Origin of the sequence: Candidatus Chloroploca mongolica (genome assembly GCF_004762035.2) — a bacterium.
Taxonomy (GTDB): Bacteria; Chloroflexota; Chloroflexia; order Chloroflexales; family Chloroflexaceae; genus Chloroploca; species Chloroploca mongolica.
The window spans coordinates 19025-38049 of the sequence record NZ_SIJK02000025.1; the positions used below are offsets into that span (position 1 = coordinate 19025).

The window sequence follows — 19025 nt, forward strand, 5'->3', positions numbered from 1 at the left end:
GTGTCAACCTCAACCCCATTGCTTCAAGGAGCAGCGATGTCTAGCAAAACCAGAGCAGGGAACTTTTTCGAGGATTTTTATGTGGGTCAAGAGTTGATCCACGCGACGCCGCGCACCGTCACCGAGGGCGATGTGGCCCTTTATACGGCGCTCTTCGGCTCGCGTTTTGCGCTCAATAGCTCGACGCCCTTTGCCCAGACGCTTGGCCTCGAGCGTGCGCCCCTCGATAGCATGCTGGCCTTCCATATCGTCTTTGGCAAGACCGTGCCCGACATTTCGCTCAATGCCATCGCGAATCTCGGCTATGCCAATGGCCGTTTTGGGCAACCAGTCTATCCTGGGGATACGATCACGACCCGCTCGACGGTGATTGGTCTGCGCCAGAATCGCGACGGCAAGACCGGCGTCGTTTATGTGCGTTCTGTTGGTTCAAACCAGCATCATCAAATGGTCGTTGAGTATACCCGCTGGGTGATGGTGCGCAAGAAGAACATCGAGGCCCCTGCCCCCGAGCCGGTGATCCCAACGCTGGTCGAAGCCGTTGATGTGGCTGACCTGCATGTGCCCTATGCGTTGACGCCAGGCAGTTACGACACCGATCTCGCCGGTAGCCCCTATCTCTGGGAAGACTACGAGGTCGGCGAACGCATTGACCACGTTGATGGCATTACCATCGAAGAGGCCGAACACATGATGGCGGCCCGGCTCTACCAGAATACCGCCCGCGTTCACTTCAATCAGCATGTTGAACGCGAGGGCCGTTTTGGTCGCCGCATTATTTATGGCGGCCACATCATCAGCCTCGCCCGGGCGCTCTCGTTCAACGGGTTAGCCAATGCACTCAGCATCGCCGCCATCAACGGGGGCCGTCACACCAACCCGACCTTTGCCGGTGACACCATCTATGCCTGGTCCGAGATCCTCGCGCAGCAACCACTACCGGATCGCACCGACCTAGGCGCACTCCGCGTACGCACCGTTGCCCTCAAAGATCACTCGGCATCAGACTTTCTCTATCAGGATAGTGCAGGCACCTATGATCCTGCCGTCGTGCTCGACGTTGATTACACCGTGCTCATACCCCGCCGCACCTCCTAAGCACGAATAATGTTGCCTCTCACCACGCAAGCTTCGCTTGCGTGGTGAGAGGCAAAAAATCTACTCACTACTGCCTGTCCCGCGTTTGAGACTCTGCAACAGCACTGTCCCTGGCCCTTGCAGGCGGGTCATAAAGATGCCCTCGCCCCCAAAGAAAGCCCGCCCAACGCTGCCAACAGTCTGAATATCGTAGTCTACGCTGTCGGCAAACGCGGCGAGATTGCCCGTACTGACCAGCAACGTCTCGTTCTGGGCAAGCTGGCGGCGGTCGAAGTCGCCACTGCCATGCAAGAGCACTTTGCCCTCGCCCGAGATGCGTTGCAGGAAGAGTCCGGCTCCGCCAAAGAAAGCCGCCCCGGCCCGTCGGGCGATCACCACCGTAATGTCTACCTCGGGCCCCCAGGCCGCCAGAAACGAGCCACGCGTCGCCAGCACCGGGCCATCGGCAAGATCCCACTCGGTGATATGTCCAGGCGCGTTCGAGGCGATCAGGGCAAACTGGCCCTCCTGCGCCGTCTCGGCGTAGGTGAGCGAAATGCCTTCACCGGCCAGCGAGCGGCGCAGCGCCCCGCCAAGGCCACCAGGCACCCGCGGCCTCCACTCGACCCCTGGCGAATAGGCCATCAATGCGCCCTTACTGAGCCAGACAGCCTCGCCAGGGGCAAAATCCAGGCGTGCACGTTGGGCAATCGTTCCTACGATGGTGTATTCCATAATTACTCCTTGTAAACTAGAGCGCTCCTAGTCTAGGATCAATACTTTTCAAATAAGCTCACGCGAAGGCGCGAAGGGTTCGCTCACCTACGCGAAAACCTTTGCGCCTTTGCGCCTTTGCGTCAAAAGAACCACCTTCTTTGCAAGGTATTGCGTCTAGGCCTGCGATAGACGCTCGGCGACCACAATTGACCAGTGTACGCCCGCCCGCCCACCATCGGCTTCAATGTCCTGTCTCAACACACACAAGCCCGAGGCGGCACAGTAGTGGGCCAGTTCATCCTGATCGATAGGTGTATAGAGACGACCATCGGGCTCGCGGGGCGTTGGGGTCTCACTGGCACGATACGTTAGCACCAGCCGCCCACCGGGACGCATAATTCTCGCTAATCCGGCCACGGCGGGCGCAAGCGCCTCAGACGGCAGATGCATCAAGACGGCACTACAGAGCACATTCGTATAGCTTTCATCGGGAATCGTCGCGAGGTGAGGCAACGTATCGTGGCGCAGATCAAGCTCGGGATACGCAGCGCGTGCTGCGGCAACCATCCCGATCGAGCCATCATAGCCAACCGTAGGAAAGCCCTGTTCGACAAGCCAGGCCGTATCACGGCCACTGCCACAGCCAACATCAACGGTCGACTGCCCGGGGACAAAAGCCGCCAGCACCTGCCGTTGCAACGCACGTGGCGTTTTGCTCCGTTGTGTCTCCGTGAAACGCTCGGCCTCGGCGTCATAGACCGCAAGTGTCGTTGGATCCAGACGTCACCTCTCTATCTGTTCAATCTGCCCCTCAGCCAGCAGTTGCCGTCCCTGGACAAACAGACTGATCTGGGCCAGACCAAGCCAGACCAAGAGCAGCAGCAGCCCGAACTGGACAATGACAAACCAGAAGGGAGCGCTTACCTGGACAGCCGCGACCTCGTCGCGTAACTCGATGACAATGCTTTCATAGTCAGCGACGACCGTCATCGCCTCATCGAGATTCAGCGCAATGAGATCGAGGCCATCAGCTACCTCTTCTAAATCATCTGCAATCGTACGCAGATTATCCTGAGCCGTTCCAAGGCCCTCGCTCACTTCATCGAGGGCTGTTGGCAAATCGACCAGGCTATCGGCGACCTGTTTGATGGCGAGACTCAACGGCACCTCGGGCTCATAGCGGAGCCCAAAAAAACCGAGGGTACCGAGCACATCATCAACAAGGCGGGCCGACTCGCTCGCGGCCTTGAGCGCCTGATTGGTCGAGTCAAGTGTCTTGGGCAAACTCGTCCCCGTCACATCGCGGAGCGTGGTGAGCGTGGGATCGGTCGCAACCAGGGTACGGGAGGCACTGTTGACCGTGTTACTCAACGATTGGATCGTCAATTGCGTGTCAGCGAGCGTCCCATCGGCAACCTGCAACCCCTCCTGGGTCACCAGCAAGGCGCGATCGAGGATCGCAAGCTCACGTGAGAGCGCCTCGGAGGCAACCCGTCCCGTCACGAGCACAAAAAGAATACCCGACAGACTGATGAGCAGACCGAGCCAGGCGGTCGCCATCAGGGTCAGGCCGAGCGTGCGCTTGGAAGGGGAGCGAGGAACCGAAGACCGTGGTGGCATACGTTTGCTCGTTGATCAGGCAGCGCTCTGGCCGGTTTTCAGAAAGGGTGAGTCGGGACGACTCACCTCCTGGGTAAGCAATTGAGCGACTGTTTGGGCGAGATCCTCTGAGTCGACCGGCTTGGTGAGAAACGCATTGACGCCGATCCCGGCGGCCTTGATTTCATCAGTCTCTTTGCTGCTGGCGGTAACAATCACAATTGGCATCCTGGCATACCGAGGATCGCTGCGGATGCGTTCTACCAGGGCAAGCCCATCAAGGCGCGGCATTGTCAAATCGGTCACCATCAGATCGATTGGTACCGTCGCCAGACATTCGAGGGCGTGAACCCCATCGTGGGCAGAAACAACGGCATAGCCATGGTTCTCTAGCACAAAACTCATCAAACGATGATTTGGCGCATAATCATCAACTACCAGAATAGTGCTCATTGAGCATTATATCCCTTTCACAAGCAAACTCTTGGTAAGACTCCAGTGATTACGACCTGAAACCCGCGTATAGGTCACATCATCCATCAGCTTACGGATCAAAAAGATACCCATGCCACCGTTCGGTATATCATCAAGATCCGGTGGCTCATAGCTCTCTGCATCGGCATAGCCATGGTTCTCTAGCACAAAACTCATCAAACGATGATTATGCGCCAAATCATCAACTACCAAAATAGTGCCCATCGAGATTATATCCCTTTCACAAGCAAACTCTTGGTAAGATTCCAATGATTACGCCCAGGGGATGGCGTATACGTCACATCATCCATCAGATTACGGATCAAAAAGATCCCCATGCCACCGATCGGTACATCATCAAGATCCGGCGGCGCATAGCTCTCTGCATCAAAAGGCTTGCCGGTATCTTGCAACTCAATCGTTAACTGCGGTGGATCGAAAGAAAGCGTCAGCGTAATCAGAATACGCCCTTCACCCTTATTTTCATATGCATGACGAACAATATTCGTACATGCTTCATGGACGGCCAATTGAATGTTATAAATCACCATTTCAGCATCTTGCATCTGCTCAAGCAAGCGTAGCATATCGGCAATGCAATCGCTCAACAGATGAAGGTAGGTATAGCGGGCCGGCAGGTCAAGCCGGACCTGCTCCGGTTGAGTCACTGTCACGACACTGCTCCTTTTAGTATGACGAGCGTCTGATCGTCATCTTGTTGGCCCCCTTGACCAAAGTGCTCAGTCTCGGCAAAGAATGCCTCTGCGATCTCGTGCGCGTTCTTGTGATGCGAGGCATTGACCAGTTGGAGCAGGCGTTCAATGCCAAGCAGATCATCATCGTGATCGCGCACATCGGTGAAGCCATCGGTGGCGGCAACCAGCAGATCCCCAGGGCCGAGGCGCAGGCGCTGATTTCGGCATGGATTTACTGGCAAGATGCCGATCGCCGTACTATCGGCCCGTAGCAACACCGCCTCACCATCGCAGGGTCGGTAGATCACTGGTGCATGGCCCGCATTGGCGTACATCAAGACATTACTCCCTGGTTCGAACTGACCTACTAGGGCCGTCGCAAAGACGCCCACCCTGGTAAAATCGTTATAGAGATCCTCATTTGACTGGCGCATAATGGCTTCGGGCGTTGGATACGGCATAAACTGCGCTTTGCTATGGATTGCTGTGCGCGTCATCGTCATCAAGAGTGCCGCAGATAAGCCTTTGCCTGTTACATCGCCGATAACAAAGATAAACGGCCGTCCATCTTGCACCACAAAGTCATAAAAGTCGCCCCCAACCTCTGACGCAGGCCGTGAATGTGCATAGATATCGAGCCCGGCGATGCTTGGCAGGGTTGGCGGCAGCAATTCTAGTTGCACCCGGCGGGCCAGATCCATTTCGGTACGGAGCTTGGCCTGGTCAAACATCTCTTGATAGAGTAAAACTCGATCAATCTGCGCACTGGCCTGATCTGCGATCGCCTTGCTCAGTTTGATGTCAGGTGTGCCAAAGCCGCCGGATCGATTGATAATAGCCAGCCCAGCCATAAAATTATTGCGAATACGAAGAGGAAGATATAAGAGATTATACAACCCTTCTGGCCCTTCAGTGGGACGCACTTTTGGGAGATGGATTGGCTGTTCGGTCGCCAATCCTTGCCAGTAGAGTTGCCAGAGGTAGTCATCCGACAGAAACCCCTCGGGTTGTTGCACCAGCAACGCATCTTGCCCCGAGCTTGGCACAAACATCATGCTGCACACTTCGGCCTTCAGAATTCGCATCGTCTCTTTCACGACCACGTCTAACGTCTGTTCGACCGTGACATACTCACGCATCCGCTGGGTCAGGCGATAGAGGGCCAGTTGTTGATCCTGACTGGTCACCAGATCGGCGGTTATCAGGTTCAACTCTTCTTCGAGTTGCAACAGATAGCTGATCAGTTCAGCATCAGCGCGGAGCCGTTGCTCAAAGGCTGTGCCGGTAATGCCGGCGACGCGCAACTCACCGATTTCCTCGGTACCCTGCATTATCAATGGAGCGCGGAGGCTGGGGTTGTTGAGACGATGACTCGAAGGCCAGTAGACAATCGGACGTCCATCCTGCCAGACCCCAAATGCCGATGCACCCAGGGCCAGCCATGACTCGGCCAGGGCGGCAAATCGTGCGTATTGTGAACTGAGGATGGATACTAACATAACTTACTTTGCAAAAGCTTTGAGCGCGTGCTCTTCATCGGCAAAAATCGTAAACGCCTTATCCAGACGCGTCAATTCAAACGTCATATAGACCGACCGTCGCATCCCACAGAGATAGATTTCGCCCTGATGTTGCTGCGAGCGCTTCATTCCCTGTACTAGCGTTGCGAGCCCGGTCGAGTCAACAAAAATCGTTTCGCTCAGGTTGACCAGCACACGACACCCTGGTTTTGTGGTCATTTGTTCAAGCCACGCTGCGACCGGGGCGACTGTATTGGCATCAAGCCGTCCACTGATATCGATAATGTTGACCTTGTCTACAAGGCGTGTTTTCATCTCCATAACCCGAGCCTCTCTTTCGCATGCTGTTTCAACCAGAAAAAATTTGCCGGTGAAGGTTGAGCGCATTGTCACAACCGTTTGGCCGTGTTGCTCGCCTTGGGTGAGCATGGCCCGTACGTGCATGATACTACACATTGCAGGCAAACTTTACATGCGACTGATCTGGTTTTTCGTTTTTTCATCTCTGTTGTCCTGGGGGGGGCGTGTACGTATGCGGCGTGCCCAGACGCTCGGTGTCTGCAAGAGGATGCGCACATCTTCGAGCCATGTGCGGGTCGCGGTATAGTAGACATCGGTCACAATCACGGTGTCGAGATCCGTCGTGCCCTCGGTTTGCAAATACCAGAGCCCGGTAAGACCGGCTGGCATGTCGTGGCGACGTTGATGCCATTCTTCCGTCAGTTGGGTTGCTTCGGCGCGACTCAGGGGTTTGACGCCAACCAGTTCGAGATCGCCACGCAACACATTGAAGAATTCTGGCAACCGATGCAACTCCCACTGCTCTAGCCATTTGCCAAGCAGCGTGTAACGTCCATCGTGACGACGGGTACGAAAGTGGATTAATTCAAAGGTGTACAAGCGTCCATTCTCTTCGTTGAGGCGCTGGCCTACCTTCACTTCGCGTACCAGCATGCGCCCGCCTGTCGTCAAGAAATTGAGCAGGCCGATCACGCCGAGGAGGGGACTCGTCAGCAGAATGAGGGCTAGCGCAATCAGGTTGGTTAGCGTACGCCGTAGTGAACTACGGTTGCGTTGCTTGCTTTCGACCTGACCGATCAGGAATGGATCGACTATTTCGGTCGTCACCCCTTCGACCGGATCGTTCACCGAGCCGGGTGTGACAAGTTTGTGCTCAATATGCACGAGTTGACCAACATAGGTATTGCTCAAGATACTACTCTGGATAATAGTAGCCTCATCGTCAATAACTACATTGCTCCCGATGATCGTCCCGAACCCGAGTTCAACCTCCCGCCCGATCCAACTATGCTGTCCAATATAGACTGGAGGGGCGAGTTTGACCGTCGGGTGGATCGAATGTTCGCGGCCAACCCAGATCCCGGGGGCCATCTCACGGGCTTCGAGGGAAGGATAGCGGAGCCGGTCCACCGGGCCTGCCATGGCTTCTTCAGGGGTACTGGCGGCATAGGCACTGTAGAGATAAACCTGTTGCGCTTCGTGGTAGTCACGGAAGGTCGCGAGCGGGTTCCAGTACCCGTTCATCTGAAAGCCATACATTGGTTCGTTGGCCGCCAGTAACTCGGGCAAGAGGTCGGCCACAATGTCGTAGTGCTCGTGATCGGGGATCGCCTGCAGGATCTCAGGTTCAAGGATGATTGCTCCGGTGACTTGCAGGTCACCAGCAGCGGCACCGAGTTCGGTGATGCGCTGGTCGTTGTTCAGGCGTACGCAGGGGCGTGGATCGCCAGGGCGCGGCGTATGGAGGATCGCTGTCACCTTACCGTCGTGGGCCTGATGAAACGCAAAAGCCTCGGCCAGATCGAGATCGAAGAGCGCGTCTCCTGGCAGCACCAGCGTGGTGGTTTCCAGCAAACTCCCCGCCCAGCGCAGCGAACCTGCCGAGCCCCAGGCTTCGCGTTGAGTCACATACTTGATGTCGAAGCCCCAACGTCTTCCGCCGCCAACATATGCAGCAATCTGTCCCCCACGTTCGTATAGACTGATCAAGACATCCGGACAACCACAACGTCCCAGAATCTCCAGCGTGGTGGCAATCACAGGGCGATCAACAAGCGGGAGAAGGGCGGTTGGCATTGTTGCGGTGAGCGGCCTCAATTTTGGCTGCTCATCGGTCGCGAGAATGAGTACTTGCATAAGAACGCTTATCGTCCGATCTCAAAAAAAGTCTTGGGACTAATAGGCTCCACGACTAAAGATCACAGCGGGGATCGTGAGGGTTAAGATCTTGATATCTTTCCAGAGGCTCTGCTCGACAATATATTGGAGATCAAGCTCAACCCAGCGTTTGAAATCGAGATTGCTCCGCCCCGAGACCTGTTGGAGACCGGTGATGCCGGGTATCGCATTGAGGCGCCCAAGTTGTTCATAGCTATAGCGTGCCACCTCACTAGGGATCGCGGGCCGTGGCCCAACCAGGCTCATCTCACCCTTCAAGACATTGAAGAGTTGGGGCAGTTCATCAATGCTGAGTTTACGAATAATTTTGCCCACACGGGTAATGCGGGGATCATCTTTCATCTTGAAGACCGGGCCATCAGCCTCGTTTTTTGCCAGTAACTCGGCTTTGCGACGTTCGGCATCAACATACATCGAGCGAAACTTATAGCAGCCAAAGGTTTCGCCATCTTTGCCTACCCGTTCCTGCTGAAAGATGACCGGCCCTGGCGAATCGAGCTTGATCGCAACGGCTGTGCCGATCATGAGGGGGGCCGTGGCAACAATGGCAGTACTGGCAAGCGAGACATCAAGCGCACGCTTCAGGTTGCTCACCACCTTCGTTCGGATTGACCACACGAGCATCCGTGCGCGTAACCGCTGGTTTGCGCGCGAACGCTCAAAGCGTCGCTCGGCGAAGATCGCGACCATCCGGGCTGTCTTGGGGTCATCTGGTGGTTGAACCATCGCCTCTTACTCCTTTGAAATGCATGCATGCAAGGCTAACGATACGATGCTTTGCTCTACTTTACCTGAAATTTTAAACAATTGCCTTACACCTCGGCAGCGCTCAGATAAAGATTAGTTCACGTGCTCAGTGCTGGTCTGTTCTGGATATGGCCTTGAGGCGTGATGGGAAGGATGCTTTTGGCCAGCTTGTCTGCTCGCTCTGCGCCTCTCTTTGCCGAAATGAACCCTTCGTTGTATTGGTTTTCTGAGGCTATAGTATCACCTTTTGTTCATTCAGGATAGCCCGATTGTCACTACCAATGACAAAGATGTCAGCCTCAGGTGTGGTATGCTACCATCACAAGCAGAGCGGCGTTGTAGCGTGGCATCGTCCATTCATTTACTGTTTACTGTCTGGTTATACCTGTCTGGTATGCTCTTCACAAGGGGCAATGCAGCTTGAGGTTAGGCGAAGGATACGAGCATGTCGCGCCGGTTTATCTTGCGTTTTATCGAAACATTATTGCGTCATCGTTGGTTGCATCTCTTGCCTGTGGTGGGCTTGACGCTGCTGGCAATCCCGTTTTTACTGACGCCAGTCTATATCTCCCACGCCACGATTTATCTGCAGCGTGATAATCTGCTTGAAACCCTGACGGCCATTCGGCTTCGTGATACGGCTTTTGGCGGTGTCACCGTGGTGAGCCTGGCCCAGATCACGGCCAGTGAATTTCAGGCGTTAGCTTCAACCGATGCGTTTGCTTCCGCCGTTATCGCCGAGACGGATCTGCGCGATCAGTTGAATGGTTCTCCAGGTGAGGTTGAGCAGGTGCTCAACCTGTACCGTGAGTCATTTACGGTCACTATCCCGGCTGATAATCTGATCCGGCTCGAGATCGAGGCTGAGCGTCCTGAACTGGCCTATCAATTGGCGATGGCAACCCTTAATGCGTACCGTGCCTGGAATATCAATCGGAGTATTGTTGAAGGCCAGATTGCTCAGTCCTTTTTTGCTGAACTGATCGAACCCTATCAGCGGGATCTTGCTGATGCGCGTGATGCCCAGCGGCGCTATCTTCAACTCTATCCCGATCCTGCCGTCGGCAATCGCCCCGTCGAAGAAGTGCTCGAACTGACCCGCCTGCAGAATGAGGTGACGTTGCTCGAGATGCGCTTGCAGGATATCCAGGATAAAGCCGAACAAGCCCGCCTGGCCGAGTTGCAGACCGATCGTGATATTGATCAGACCTATCGGATTATTGATCTTCCGGGTGTTCCGCCAGCACCTGAACCAATGTTCGCACGCCTGTTGTTGGCAACCATCTTTCCGCTCGCTGGGTTGCTCGTGATGATTATGGTTGTGTTCGCAAGGATGGCCTTTGATCGCACGTTGCTCTTCCGGATCGACGTGTATGAAGAATTGGCGTTACCAGTCCTCACCGAGGTTCCTCCGGCGCGGCAGCATCTGGTACCCGCGCCGCAGATCAGAGGGCGTACCGCTCCATCAACACCACCAATTGATGATCCACTCACCAGAACCGCTACTTCCTGAGCCATAAGGTAGTTTCTCAATGTCGCACTCCAAGGAAGTCATCTTCAAAAATGCCCGGGTCATGCTCGCATCACAGTTGATCACCTGGATGCTCACCCTCGTCTTCTCGATTATCATGCGGCGTTTTCTTGGGCCGGAAGGTTCAGGGCATATCGTGATCGCGATGTCGATCTGGTCAATTATGGGTGTTTTTATTGGCTTTGGGATGGACATCCTTCTCGCTAAAGAGATTGCCCGTGATCGTGAGCGTGCCGCCGAGTTGCTTGGCACCTCCTATTTCATCAGATTCGTCTTTTATGTGATCAGTGTGGGTCTCGTCTATTGGTACAGTGTTGCCCTCAAGTTTACGCCTGACGTTATGCTGTTGATCCAGTTGATTGGACTCATGGCCTTCCTGTTTCAACTCTCCAGCGCCAGCTCAGCGGCCTTGCAGGGGCTTGAGACGATGGAGTATATCTCGTTATCAGAGATTGTCAGCAAGTTTATCCATATGGTCTTTGGGATCACCGTGCTCATGCTTGGTTTTCGTGAACTGGCTGTGGCGATGGTGATGACGACGACAGCCCTGCTGACGTTTCTGATGCAAGCCTATTTTCTCTATCGCTATCATCATTTGACGCCGCGGGTGCGCCTTGCGGCGAGCCGTACGATTTTGACCATGAGTCTGCCATATGTTGCCACCATTTTTGGCATGGTTGCGTATGATGAATTATCGATCCAGACACTCTCGATTCAACTGGATGCGACTGAGGTAGGGTGGTATGGGGCTTCGATGCAGATTTTTGGCGCGTTGCTCTTTGGGGCCGTTATTTTCAATACGGTCACGTTTCCGCCCATGGCCCGTGCCCATAAAACTAACCCGGAAGGCATGCCCGCCCTGCTGCGTCGGAGCCTTTCCCTGATCTTGATGCTCAGTGTCCCGATTGGCTTTGGTGTCTTTGCTGTTGCTGATCAGTTTATCTATCTGCTCTTTGGGGCTGAATTTGCCCCCAGTGGTGATATTCTTCAGGTGCTCGGGTTTGTGGTTATTTTTATGTATCTCAATACGCTCTTTGGGCAGTATTTCGTCTCGATTGATCGCCAGCATATCTGGACGATGGTGATGATTGTGACGGCTGTCATGATTGTGCCGCTCAATTTTCTTTTTGTACCCTGGAGCCAGCGTGTTTTTGGGATCGGGGCAATCGGTGGGGCTTTCAGTTTCCTAGTGACCCAGGTCGGTCAGGTGGTGGCCGGCTGGTTCCTCGTTCCTCGCGGAACCCTTGATGGCAAGACAATCATTCATTCGTTCAAGGTGGTTGCGGTGGCTCTGATCATGCTCCTGTGTGTCTGGCCGTTTCGTGATCTGTTTCTCGCGATTCCTATCTTGATCGGCGCGCTGGTCTACCCGACCTTGATTGTTCTGCTGCGGGTCATTGCTCCAGATGATTTACAGATGGTGATCGATTTTGCCCGCAGTGCATTTGTCCGCCTGCGTAAGTCTGGTGCTGATACGGTCAATTAGTCAGAGAAGGGGAGATCGTCCATGTTGTCACGACGTAAAGAGCGTATGCCAGTCGATGGTGCCGAATATGAATTGATGTTGAGTACGGCTGATGGCAAAGATATGCTCGCCTTCTCTGGAGAAGTAGTGACGAGTATGCGGCGCATGTTGACGACGTTGATGTATCAGTCCACGATGCCCCGCAGCATTGCCTGTATCTCGGCGCTGCAACAGGAAGGCGTAACCTATCTTACGCTCGCCATGGCGACAACGCTCGCCCATGATGTCGAGGCTCGCGTCTGTGCGGTAGAGGTGAACTGGTGGCATCCCGGGATGCATCAATATCTTGCGGGGCAACCGCCCGCCCTCCGTACGGGCAACAAGCGCAAGCAGCGCAAATCTGCCGCCGCGATGGAGCCGCCAATGCCTGGCCCTGATGATCCGGGCCTCGGGGCGGTCGTACAGGGTACACTGGCGCTCGAAAAGGCCCTTGTGCCGACTGACCGTGCTAATCTGTGGCTTCTCCCGGCTGGTTTTGTGGCCCCCGATGCACGTTCCGCTGTTGCCCGTAGTAGTGAGCTCAAAGCGGTGTTTGCCTCGCTGGCGGAACAGTTCGATTATCTGTTCATTGATGTGCCAGCTGTGGCTACGAGTAGTGATACGCTCGCGTTGACGTCACTGGCCGAGGCGGCCTGTGTGGTGGTGCGCCATGGCGTGACCCCGATCAATACGGTCAAGCTTGCCCTCGATGAGGTCAAGCATATGCCCGTGCTTGGTGTGGTCTTGAATCAAGTCAATCTGTATACCCCTGATTGGATTTTGGGTCTCTTGCCTCAGGAGTAGATGCATGACGCAGTTTATTGTCTTGATGCTCATTTTTAGCATGATCGGCATTCTTTTACGTAAGAAGCCATTTATCTATACCCAATTCGTGCTTGCGTTGATCGTTGTGCTCTTTATGGTTCGTTTGTATTTTTTCTAACGCGTATGACCCAGCATAATCCACCCGTTTCGTTGTCGACGACGATGCCGCTGATGCGGCGTATCTCGACCCTTGGACAGCAACTCGCCTATGCGCGACGCAAGCATGTGCTTTTGTCGCTGGCAGGGCTTGGCTTTAGTCTGCTGGTTGCCCTGGCTTTCTTTCTCCTTGGGCCTGGGCCGGCGGCTCTGGCCTGGCTCATCTTTATGATGGTCGTCGGGGTCATTTTCTATAACCCGCGCTATGGGCTCTATCTGATCGTTGGCTTTACTGTTGCCGCAGATGGGGTCTTGTTGCCGTGGTACCCGATGAGTAAAAATCTCTCGAGTCCCGAATCGATCATGTATCTTGGCCGGATTGCTAGCTTTAGCCCCCTCGAGATCTTGCTTGCGCTGCTGGTGCTCAGTTGGTTTCTGCGTTTGCTCGCAACCCGGCGTTTCACCGTGCCCTTCGGCCCGATCTTCTTCTGGACGCTGATTTTTATCGCGTTTGTTGCCCTGGGCTTTGCCTATGGGATCTTTCGTAGTGGAGATACGACGATTGCGCTCTGGTCGATTCGCTCGATGTTTTACCTGCCCATCATGATCCTGATGGTGAGTCAGTATATCGAGACCCGCGAACATGTCCGTGCCCTCTTCTGGAGTGTGCTGTTTGGCCTGACGTTTAATGCGCTCTATGGCTTCTATTTTGTCGCGATACAACTCAATTGGGCTTATGCTGAGTTGAATGAAATTGCCGAGCATCCTCTGTCAATTCAGTGGAATACGATCTTTTTGTTGGCGGGGATGTTGATTTTTCTGGCCCGTGCCGAGCCAGTGACCCGCCCGATGCTCTGGTATACGCTCTTGATCTTGCCGTTTTTGCTGGTTGCGTATGTTGGTAATCAACGTCGTGCTGGGTATCTTGTTCTAGCTGTTGCACTCATTGTCTTTGCGCTGTTGCTCTTCTGGTTTCATCGTCGCATCTTTCTGATCTTTGTCTTGATTCCCGGCTTGCTCTTTGGTGTCTATCTCGTTGCGTTCTGGAATGTTCAGTCGGCACCAGGCGCTCTGGCGCAGATGATCCGGGTCGAGGTTGACCCTCCCCCTGAAACCCGCGACTCTTCGTCAAACCTCTATCGCGATCTTGAGAATGCGAATCTCTTGTATACGATCCGTCAGGCTCCGTTGCTGGGGATTGGTTTTGGCCATGCGTTCTATAAGCCTTTTCCTATGGCTGATATTAGCTTTTTTATCTGGGCTGATTATATTCCCCATAATTCGATCCTCTGGATCTGGGTGCAGACGGGCCTGGGCGGTTTTTTTGCCATGATGATGTTGATTGGAGTCTCGCTTGCGCTGGGGGCACGCCGCCTGTTTCAAGCACCACCTGGTGAAATGAGAGCCTTTGCCTTTGTGGCCTTTAGTTATGTGCTGATGCATGTGCTCTTTACCTACCTTGATATAGCCTGGCAGCCTCAGAGTATGGTCTATCTGGGGGCCATGATGGGCTTGATTAGTGTGTTTGATCGTATTGTTGCTCATCCTGTTGCGGTGCCATCGCAACGCTGGCCCTGGCAACCGGTGCCTCAGCCTTCCCCTGGCCTCCAGCAACTTTGAGGTGAGGATCACGATGCGTTCCTTCGTTGTGTTGATGTTGGTGTTCCTCGTTGCGCTTGGTGGTTGTGGGTCGTCTGCTTCGACGACGGATCCGTCGCCCCGTCCAACCGCGACGATCGCTCCGCTCTTTACTGGCCAGGTGCCAACGATCCCGCCAACACTCTTCCCAACGGTGGCGCCTCGTCCGACCCGGGTTGTCACTGAGCCTCCTCGTGAGATGGCGACCCGCCAGGCTGAGGCGCGTCGTGATGCCTCCAGTCAGTTTTTGACGGAGTTTGTCATCTTTGATGATCAATTCGCACCCGGTTGGGGCGTCAGCGAGAGCTGGAATATGCAGATTCAACTGCAAAATCAGTTCGCAACCTCGGGCCGTACTGCGCTCCAGGCGACGCCGTTGCAATATGGCTTCCGTGGCCTCTTCTTTGCCAATGGCCCCCAGGGTGGCACCTATCCTCGCTCTGAGGTTCTTGGGATGCGCTTTTATGTCAGCGGTGGGGCCAATGTCCTTGAGCCTGATAGCCTCATTGTTCGGGTGACGGGCAGCAATCGCTATCCCTACCATGTTCAGGGCGATACGTCGGTGCGCTTGCCTGAACGTGGTGCCGATCAGACACTGGTCTTTCCTGAACTTGGCTTGAGCCAGTTTGGCCTGCGCCGTGCCCTCGAGCCTGGTGAATGGGCTGAAATTGAGGTCTGGCTCGATGGTTACGATCAGGTAGACTATACCTATGTGACGGGTCTTGTGCTGATGAATGATGCATCCTATGTCAAGACCTTTTATGTTGATCGAGTGGTGCTATTACTGCGCCGTTCGTAGCTCGCTCTATCGAAGGAGTTTTTGATGAAATATAGATCGATCTGGTTACTGGGTGTGTTGCTGTTGAGCAGTCTGCTTGGGTTGCAAGCTTGTGGCAGCCAAACTGCTCAGGTTGTGCCCTCGCCTCTCCCTGTTGAGGCGACGCCAACTCCACTGCCAGAGTCAGATCCGGCGCTACCTTCAGACGCATCACCTGTACCCTCGCCTCTTGATCACGATGGCACGCTTCAACTTGATGCAACGGCCTCGGGGCAGGCGATCGATGCGCGCCTCTTTGGTACCAATGTTCCCGCCTGGCTCAATCCGAGTGGGTTGGCTGATCCGACCTTGATCGAACGCACGATCACCGCAGGTACAACGGTGATCCGGATGCCCGGCGGCAGTTGGAGTAATCACTACGACTGGCTGGGTTGCCAACTCGGTGACGAGGCGAACTGTTACTGGACCTGGGCCGCTCAGCCGATTCATTTCCTTGAACTCTTGTCCCGCGTTGATCAGGAAGGGATGTGGACGATCAATTTTAATGGGACGTCCCAGGAAGCTGCCGCGCTGGTTGCCTTCTTTAACGCTATGCCCGATGATTCACGTGAAATCGGTGTCGATCGCCGTGGCCGCGATTGGAAGACCGTCGGCCACTGGGCGCAACTCCGTGCTGAGCTTGGCTATCCCGAACCGGTGCCGATCAAGCTTTGGGAAATCGGTAACGAAATCTATGGTGGCAAAGAGGATGTTGGCAAAGGCTGCACACCCTGGGGCTGGGAAGAGGGCGGCTGGACCTGTGATGGCACCGAGTATGTGCTGGGACGTGGTGAAGGTGCTGAGCGTGACGAGGGCTTCCTTGATTTTCGCAATGCGATGCAGGCCGTTGATCCTACGATCCTCGTCGGGGCGGTTGGTGTCCCGTTCCAGGATGATTGGAATAACTGGGGCAATGATGTGATCGCTGCGGCGGGTGATGCGATGGATTTCTATGTTGTCCATCAATATCCCTACTATGAACCGCCATCCTCGATCCAAGAACCGCTCGCCGAGCCCCAACAGACCTGGCAGGCGATCGTTGCTGATGTCCACGCAGCCTTCGACCGCTATGCCGGTGGCCGTCGTGTCCCGATTGCCGTCACTGAATACAATCTCTTCTCGTTCCAGGATTTTGATACCGAACGCTGGATGACGCGGGCGATCAATATGCTCCATCTGGCCGATACCATTGGGCAGATGGCCGTGCATGGTGTGGCAATGGGCAACCAGTGGAACCTTGCCAATGGTGAGACCGATAGCTTTGGTAATTATGGCCTGCTTGATGCGGGCAGCCTCGAACGTTACCCACAGTACTATGTCTTCCCGCTCTGGACGAACTTTGGGAACACGCTGTTGCCCATCGAGTCGTCGTTCGATCCAGCGACCACGCTCAGTGTCTATGCCGGACGCAAGGATGAGAACACCCTCACGCTGCTGGTTATCAACAAGCAGGGCCAGGCACAGCGTGCGTTGATTGCCCTTGATGGGGTGGCTGAAGTGACTGGCGCACGGGTTGACGTGGCGGCAGCCGATTCACTCGACGCAATGCAGGTGCGCTGGAATGGGGTGGCTGATCCTGCGAATGATTTGAGCGATGCGCCTCCAACCGAGTTGACCGGGGTGAGCAGTCGCTTTATCTACGCGTTTGCCCCATACTCGGTAAGTTTATTGCAGATCGATATCCAACCTTGATGGAAACCCATCATCGCACGCATCCAAAAGAGCCAGCATTGCTGGCTCTTTTGGATGCGTGCGATGGTTATACCAAAGGAATTGGTGTTAGCGCGGCAATACTTCGCCAGCCACAACATCCCCTTCGACGAGACCGCGGAGAATCTCGACTTGATTGGGGGTGACAATGCCTGTGACAATCTCAAGGCGCTGTTCGGTATCCCCGTCGACTTTATTCACGAAGGAGCGGTCCCGTGTGACAATCACTGCTTCAGGTGGCAACCAGAGCGCATTGGCAACGCGCCCGAGCACAATCGTCACCTCAGCAATATCACCGACACTTAGTTCGACACCGGGCGCTTCGTAGCTAATGGCATATTCACTGCTCAGAAAGGCATCACTCGTTGGGAGGCGACCGGGCACGCGCGTCACTACGCCCGGAAAGATCTGGCCGGGATACCGGACAAACTCGACTGCTACCTCTTGCCCGGGCAACAAGCGGGTTGTCGTGCCAAGCGGATCAAGCCCAACTGGTTCTTCAACAATGATCTCGCGCCTGTCATTATTTGCCAGCATAATCACTGGACTGGCCGCACGAACTGCGATCCCCGGCTCGGCCTCTAAGGCCACGACCTGACCGGCCATCGTCGCGATCAGGCGGCGGCTTTCGATCTGCTGTTCCAGACGGGTCACTTCGGCCTGGCTGCGCGCAATTTGCTTGGCGAGTTCGGGATCAGTCTGAGCCTGTTGACGTGCTGCCTCGAGGGCAATCTGGGCGCGTGCGACAGCCTGTTCAGCCTGGGCAACATCAAAGGGATCGGGTCCCGCCAGCAAACGATCAAGGTCAGCCTGGGTCGCCGCCACGACAGCCTCAGCGCGACTCACCAGGGCGACCTCATTCGACAGGGCCGTATCGTAGGCAATGCGAGTTCGGCGCACTTCATCTTCGGCTACCCGCAGATCTTCGCGGGCCTGGATGAAAGCGTTGCGGGTTGCCTCATTCGGGTTCTTCTCAAACTCAATCTGCGTCTCGGCAAAACGTTCCTGGACAAACGTCAGGCGTTCTACCGCCGTCTCCATTTCGCGGAGAGCCTGATTCTTGACTTGTGAGGCCTCATTGCGCACATTGGCGAGATCGGCTGCGGCTTGCTGCACCACTGCGCGTGCTCGCGAAATCTCATCGGGCCTGGCCCCACGCCGAGCGCGGGCTAATTCCGAACGAGCCCCGTCAAGATCAACCTGGGCCTGGCGCACCTGGGTTTGCGCATTGCCCCGCGCACGCTCAAGCGCAATGCGATCCTGCTCGTAAACCGCACGAGCCTGGCTCAACTGGGCATTCAGGTCACGCGTGTCGAGTTCAGCCAGCAATTGGCCTTGCTCGACCATATCTCCGACCTGCACAAAAATGGCTTTGAGCACCCCATCCTCGGTAAAAGCCTGCCCCTGTTGAACCTGAACAACCCTGCCTTCAAGGGTTAGTTCGTTGACGATTTCACCACGGCGCACGGTGTAGAGCGTTCGTTCTGGTTCGGCGACGCTTGGTGTGGGTATTGGCGTGGAGGGTGGCGGTGTGGTCTCAGTTCCACCGGCGGATGGAGTCTCGGTGGGAGGCGGTGGTGGCGGCGGTGTGGCAACCGCACATGCCCCCAGAAACAGGGCCAGCGTTAACAAAAAGAGCAATCTGAAATGCATACACTGAACTCCGAACCATGACCACAGAGTTAGGACTGCTATAGTCAAAACAAGAAAGCTTGCTGGTTGTCACAGCCTAGCTTGTATCTTATCATTAGTGTACCTCAAGCGCGAGTCGCATGGTGGCAGATACGCACCTTTTGGCCTCTGGATGACAAACTTTTTAACAAGCCTGGCATGCTTTGCAACTCGGTGTACATAGCGATCTGGTATAGTGATATGA

Annotated in this window: 19 protein-coding genes; 8 read left to right on the plus strand and 11 right to left on the minus strand. The window is 55.1% G+C overall.

Annotation, left to right across the window (positions count from 1 at the left end):
- Positions 1-36: 36 nt before the first annotated feature.
- Positions 37-1098 (plus strand): MaoC family dehydratase, encoded by a 1062-nt coding sequence (locus tag EYB53_RS14255; protein ID WP_135479045.1) that lies wholly within the window; start codon positions 37-39, stop codon positions 1096-1098.
- Between the two features lie 60 nt (positions 1099-1158).
- Here EYB53_RS14255 and EYB53_RS14260 read toward each other — a convergent pair whose 3' ends face one another.
- The 10 genes from EYB53_RS14260 to EYB53_RS14305 form a co-directional block, all read right to left on the minus strand.
- Positions 1159-1812 carry a TIGR00266 family protein gene (locus tag EYB53_RS14260; RefSeq protein WP_135479047.1) on the minus strand — a complete coding sequence of 218 codons (654 nt, stop codon included), beginning with the start codon at positions 1810-1812 and terminating at the stop codon, positions 1159-1161.
- 156 nt (positions 1813-1968) lie between these two features.
- Positions 1969-2493: a class I SAM-dependent methyltransferase gene (locus EYB53_RS14265; RefSeq protein ID WP_167857412.1), complete on the minus strand. Its 525-nt coding sequence runs from the start codon at positions 2491-2493 to the stop codon at positions 1969-1971.
- Between the two features lie 84 nt (positions 2494-2577).
- Positions 2578-3414, minus strand: coding sequence for a hypothetical protein (locus tag EYB53_RS14270; RefSeq protein WP_135479051.1), 837 nt, complete (start codon positions 3412-3414; stop codon positions 2578-2580).
- A 15-nt stretch (positions 3415-3429) separates the two neighbouring features.
- A complete protein-coding gene (locus EYB53_RS14275; RefSeq protein WP_135479053.1) occupies positions 3430-3846 on the minus strand; it encodes a response regulator in 417 nt (138 codons plus the stop codon).
- Positions 3847-3852: 6 nt separating this feature from the next.
- The gene (locus EYB53_RS14280; RefSeq protein WP_135479055.1) at positions 3853-4092 is read right to left on the minus strand and encodes an ATP-binding protein; all 240 of its coding nucleotides are present in this window, start codon (positions 4090-4092) and stop codon (positions 3853-3855) included.
- A gap of 5 nt (positions 4093-4097) precedes the next feature.
- Positions 4098-4541, minus strand: coding sequence for an ATP-binding protein (locus tag EYB53_RS14285; RefSeq protein ID WP_135479057.1), 444 nt, complete (start codon positions 4539-4541; stop codon positions 4098-4100).
- Positions 4538-6061 (minus strand): PP2C family protein-serine/threonine phosphatase, encoded by a 1524-nt coding sequence (locus EYB53_RS14290; RefSeq protein WP_135479059.1) that lies wholly within the window; start codon positions 6059-6061, stop codon positions 4538-4540. Before EYB53_RS14290 ends, EYB53_RS14285 begins: the two co-directional genes overlap by 4 nt.
- A 3-nt stretch (positions 6062-6064) precedes the next feature.
- Positions 6065-6403, minus strand: coding sequence for an STAS domain-containing protein (locus EYB53_RS14295; protein WP_097655279.1), 339 nt, complete (start codon positions 6401-6403; stop codon positions 6065-6067).
- A gap of 147 nt (positions 6404-6550) precedes the next feature.
- Entirely contained in the window at positions 6551-8239 is a 1689-nt protein-coding gene (locus EYB53_RS14300) for a sugar transferase (RefSeq protein ID WP_135479061.1), read from the minus strand.
- A 39-nt stretch (positions 8240-8278) separates the two neighbouring features.
- A complete protein-coding gene (locus EYB53_RS14305) occupies positions 8279-9007 on the minus strand; it encodes a sugar transferase (RefSeq protein ID WP_135479063.1) in 729 nt (242 codons plus the stop codon).
- A gap of 466 nt (positions 9008-9473) precedes the next feature.
- Between EYB53_RS14305 and EYB53_RS14310 the strand changes: the two genes are divergently transcribed.
- From EYB53_RS14310 to EYB53_RS14335, 7 genes are read left to right on the plus strand one after another with little or no spacing between them, the layout of a single operon-like run.
- Positions 9474-10541: a hypothetical protein gene (locus tag EYB53_RS14310; protein WP_135479065.1), complete on the plus strand. Its 1068-nt coding sequence runs from the start codon at positions 9474-9476 to the stop codon at positions 10539-10541.
- Between the two features lie 19 nt (positions 10542-10560).
- Positions 10561-12045, plus strand: coding sequence for a flippase (locus EYB53_RS14315; protein ID WP_135479067.1), 1485 nt, complete (start codon positions 10561-10563; stop codon positions 12043-12045).
- A 21-nt stretch (positions 12046-12066) separates the two neighbouring features.
- Positions 12067-12867: a CpsD/CapB family tyrosine-protein kinase gene (locus tag EYB53_RS14320; RefSeq protein ID WP_135479069.1), complete on the plus strand. Its 801-nt coding sequence runs from the start codon at positions 12067-12069 to the stop codon at positions 12865-12867.
- A gap of 4 nt (positions 12868-12871) precedes the next feature.
- Positions 12872-13006, plus strand: a complete 135-nt coding sequence (locus EYB53_RS26065) for a hypothetical protein (RefSeq protein WP_256439715.1) — start codon at positions 12872-12874, stop codon at positions 13004-13006.
- A gap of 53 nt (positions 13007-13059) precedes the next feature.
- The gene (locus tag EYB53_RS14325) at positions 13060-14604 is read left to right on the plus strand and encodes an O-antigen ligase family protein (protein WP_167857413.1); all 1545 of its coding nucleotides are present in this window, start codon (positions 13060-13062) and stop codon (positions 14602-14604) included.
- A 13-nt stretch (positions 14605-14617) separates the two neighbouring features.
- Positions 14618-15421 carry a hypothetical protein gene (locus EYB53_RS14330; protein WP_135479073.1) on the plus strand — a complete coding sequence of 268 codons (804 nt, stop codon included), beginning with the start codon at positions 14618-14620 and terminating at the stop codon, positions 15419-15421.
- A 24-nt stretch (positions 15422-15445) separates the two neighbouring features.
- The gene (locus tag EYB53_RS14335; protein ID WP_135479075.1) at positions 15446-17131 is read left to right on the plus strand and encodes an alpha-L-arabinofuranosidase; all 1686 of its coding nucleotides are present in this window, start codon (positions 15446-15448) and stop codon (positions 17129-17131) included.
- A gap of 87 nt (positions 17132-17218) precedes the next feature.
- Here the strand turns inward: EYB53_RS14335 and EYB53_RS14340 are convergent, their stop codons facing one another.
- Positions 17219-18802: an RND family efflux transporter gene (locus EYB53_RS14340; protein ID WP_135479077.1), complete on the minus strand. Its 1584-nt coding sequence runs from the start codon at positions 18800-18802 to the stop codon at positions 17219-17221.
- Positions 18803-19025: the final 223 nt, after the last annotated feature.